Here is a 3,584-nt window from a genome sequence, read left to right on the forward strand (position 1 = left end):
TGATGGGGTGTCGTCGATTGGTCAGAGATTATGAGTTATTACCGGAAACATCAGAGACTTTTATTTACCTTGCCATGATTCGGATCATGGTGAGGCGATTAGCATAAAATTTTACCCATCAAAACTTTTCAAACACCCTCTTACAGAAAAGTCAGCACAAAATACAGAAATGCACTTCATGAGTTAGGGAAATGAATGGAATTTTCTGGTTAAATGAAATAATTGTTAAAGCTATACATGAAGACCAATTAATACAGCATGGTGGTCTTGCAGGTGTGCGAGATAACAATTTGTTTTTAGCTAGTTTAGATAGACCGAAAAATTTACTTGCTTATGGTGAACCTACACCCAGTATATTTGATTTAGCTGCGGCTTATGGTTATGGATTTGCTAAAAATCATGCTTTTATAGATGGTAATAAACGGGTAGCTTTCGTAGTAATGGCTATCTTTCTGGAATTAAATGGATATTCGTTAGATGTTCCAGAACCCGAAGTTGTTTTAATAATGGAACGACTAGCAAACGGTCAAGAAAGTCAATAAACTATATCAGAATGGCTGCAAGAAAATTCTATTAAATATTAAAGGTTATCTGTGGCTGCCCAAACTACAATTTCCACGTTTCTGGGGGTTAAATTCAGGGGTTCGGTAATCACTAAGTTAGCAGATTGATCAATTTTTCCTTTGAGTTTGTATGCTTGCATAATATTTTTTTAGGACTTACGCAAAAGGGAACGAAACTAGGGGTAATTCATGAATTACCCCTACGCAAGAATAAGGTTTTCAGTCACATCTTGCGTAAGTCCTAAATATAAAATGGTGATTTTTCCGCTCTTTCGCATCAAGACTTGTGGAGTGTAACCTATGTTACAGCAAATTGTCATCAAACCTGGAACAAGAACCCCACCCCCAACCCCCTCCCCGCAAGCGATGAGGGGGCTAGGATGTACCTTAATATGATTGGAAATTGCTGTAGGATGTCTCTAGTATATTTTCTAAAAATTAATCTACAGGAATATCACTATGAGCTTACAGCGAGAGGTAGAATTAAAATCAGATGCAGGAATGGACTACAGCAAACTACGTGACTTCCTCAAAGCAGGGAAATGGAAAGAAGCGGACGAGGAAACAGGACGGGTAATGTTAGCGGTTGCGAAACGGGAAAAGTTCGGATGGTTAGATGATAAAAGTAATGATAATTTTCCCTGTGCAGACCTCCGCACCATTGACCAGTTGTGGGTAAAATACAGTGATGGTAGATTTGGGTTTTCTGTACAGAAACGAATTTATCAAGGTTTAGGCGGAACGAGAGAATATAATAGGGAAATATGGAAAAAGTTCGGAGACAAGGTAGGATGGAGAAAAGGAGGAAGTTGGTTGTACTACAAAGATATTACTTTTGATAAGAAAGCACCCGAAGGCCACCTCCCATGTGTTTTCTGTGTTGATGTTTGTACTACTGTGGTGTGGGTGAGTGTTTGGTTAGGGGTCTTCTCTCGCGTCGAGACTTGTAGATTGTAGTAAAGGTTACAGTTTGTAGGGTGCGTTAGGAGCGCAAAAAGATTATAAAATGTACAAATCAATTAAATACGCGACGTAACGCACCATTATTATTGAAGGAAATTTTAAAAAACATAATAAAATAAATTATTTAGCAAATATGAGATGCGTTACGAATACAGCTAACACACCCTACAAATTATCTATTACATGAGAAGATTAATAACAGAAGTCGCGGATCTAAATTTTCTCAGAATCAGATATAATCAAATTGGGTAAATAACCATAATGTGATTGAAGTCAAAAACCATAACCTAAAATGTCAACCATTGAACAAATTGAAGCAGCTATTCTGACGCTTCCACCAGAACAGTTTCAGCAGCTCCGGCAATGGATATTAGAGATAGACTACCAACGTTGGGATGAGCAGCTAGAACAAGACATCGCAGACGGCAAACTGGAGGCTTTAGCAGCAGAAGCGATCGCTGAGTTTAAAGCGGGACATTGCCGAGAACTCTGATGCACTACACAACCCGCAGATTTTGGAAATGCTATGAGGATTTACCCCCTCAAATTCAGGAAACAGCAGATCAGTGTTACGAACTTTTGAAAGCTGATCCATCTCATCCATCATTACACTTTAAAAAGATCGGTAAAAAATACTGGTCAGTTCGAGCAGGATTAGACTATCGGGCTTTAGGAGTTGAAGTAGAAAGCGGTATTTCTTGGTTCTGGATCGGAACTCACGCAGAATATGACAAGCTCATTGGTAAGATTTAACCAGCAGTCCAGCCAATTCTGTAGGCTGCGTTAATGAAATGCAACGTACCTTATAAATTCACCGTTAAATATCTTTGAAAAAAGCATTGTTTCCAAAAATACTTCATTTAAAACACTCAAGCTCTAATCACAGTAATTTTACGCTGATTTTCTGTCACCACCACCTCAGTGGATAACCTTTCTTCCATTGGTAAAGCATTTTTCCGCCTATCAAAGATAAATAACCAACCAAAATCTAAACCCAAACGTCCTAAATAAGATTCTAATTGTTCAATTCCATCAGCTTGCGGATCGCGTTTTTTATCCCGCCATACTTTCAACTCAATTCCTAAAATTACATCTTTATAACGCAAACATAAATCCATTCTATCACTACCAATTGCATATTCCCTTTCTAAAACTCCCCCACCATTAATAACACGATGTAAAAAAGCCATTAATACAATATGCGGGGCAATTTCATGATAGCCAGTGCTACCTAATAAGGGTTCTCCATGTTGTCGCCAAAACTTGAGAAATGCTGCAAGTAACCCATCTATATTTAATTCACCTTCTGGGGTTAACCAAGTCGGTGCAATCATTGGTAAAGATGCCATTGGTGTTACTGTTAATACTCTGGGTAACACTTCCCGATAAATGGGATTAGCAATAGTTAATCCACCATAAGGGTGCATTTTACATAATCCTAAATCAATTACAAATTGAATATCATCATTAGGTATATTTCCTAATTCTAAACCTGCTAACATCGGTTCAATAATTGCTTTAATCCTTGGTTCTCGTAAGCGTTCAGCTAAACTATCTAAATGAGTATCTTGACGAGTAATTAATATTTCTTTTGCTTTTAAAATGTGTTCTTTAGTAATAGTAATACTTCTATCTTTAACCATTTTTTCGACAACTTCTTTAGCTAAAGCATTCACTAACCAAGGTTGTCCTTGAGTTAAATTAAATGCTGTTTCTATAGCTTCTGGTGTAAAAATTTGTCCTGTTGCTTCTGTATGTTGTTGATATAATTCTCCTACTTCTGCAAGATTAAAGTTTCTCATCGTTATAGAAGCAACTTTAATATTAAAAGGACTAGAAGTATTTAATCTGTCACTACCACCGGATGCTACTTTATAATCTCGCACATCTCGTAAACCAATTAATCCTACAGATGAGGGAAAATTTTCTGGACGGTTAGGAAAACCATCTCTTAATTGTCGTAAAACTGAAATTAATGTTTGGTCTTGTAAAGAATCAATTTCATCTATAAATAATATTAAAGGACGATTTAAAGATGTTGCCCAAGTTTGTAAAAAA

At 36.9% G+C, this 3,584-nt stretch carries 6 protein-coding genes and 1 pseudogene; 5 read left to right on the forward strand and 2 right to left on the reverse strand.

All coding sequences use genetic code 11. The annotated features are described in order from the left end of the window. Nucleotides 1–107, forward strand: a pseudogene (locus tag PN471_RS12240) (IS5/IS1182 family transposase); the annotation flags it as partial. An 84-nt stretch (nucleotides 108–191) separates the two neighbouring features. Next, the gene (locus PN471_RS12245; protein ID WP_271777076.1) at nucleotides 192–542 is read left to right on the forward strand and encodes a type II toxin-antitoxin system death-on-curing family toxin; all 351 of its coding nucleotides are present in this window, start codon (nucleotides 192–194) and stop codon (nucleotides 540–542) included. 38 nt (nucleotides 543–580) lie between these two features. Here the strand turns inward: PN471_RS12245 and PN471_RS12250 are convergent, their stop codons facing one another. Beyond that, entirely contained in the window at nucleotides 581–703 is a 123-nt protein-coding gene (locus tag PN471_RS12250) for a hypothetical protein (RefSeq protein ID WP_271777077.1), read from the reverse strand. Nucleotides 704–1,022: 319 nt separating this feature from the next. On the opposite strand from PN471_RS12250, the gene PN471_RS12255 reads away from it, so the two are divergent. The 3 genes from PN471_RS12255 (at nucleotide 1,023) to PN471_RS12265 (ending at nucleotide 2,279) form a co-directional block, all read left to right on the forward strand. After that, entirely contained in the window at nucleotides 1,023–1,520 is a 498-nt protein-coding gene (locus PN471_RS12255; RefSeq protein ID WP_442867151.1) for a GUN4 domain-containing protein, read from the forward strand. A gap of 298 nt (nucleotides 1,521–1,818) precedes the next feature. Beyond that, nucleotides 1,819–2,019: a hypothetical protein gene (locus tag PN471_RS12260; protein ID WP_159292917.1), complete on the forward strand. Its 201-nt coding sequence runs from the start codon at nucleotides 1,819–1,821 to the stop codon at nucleotides 2,017–2,019. After that, entirely contained in the window at nucleotides 2,019–2,279 is a 261-nt protein-coding gene (locus tag PN471_RS12265) for a ParE family toxin-like protein (RefSeq protein WP_072925602.1), read from the forward strand. The genes PN471_RS12260 and PN471_RS12265 overlap by 1 nt, the downstream gene beginning before the upstream one ends. Before the next feature lie 116 nt (nucleotides 2,280–2,395). Here PN471_RS12265 and PN471_RS12270 read toward each other — a convergent pair. Further along, a partial coding sequence (locus PN471_RS12270; RefSeq protein ID WP_271777078.1) for an ATP-binding protein occupies nucleotides 2,396–3,584 on the reverse strand: 1,189 nt, incomplete at its 5' end.

The organism is Aphanizomenon sp. CS-733/32, from assembly GCF_028330045.1.
Lineage (GTDB): Bacteria > Cyanobacteriota > Cyanobacteriia > Cyanobacteriales > Nostocaceae > Dolichospermum > Dolichospermum gracile.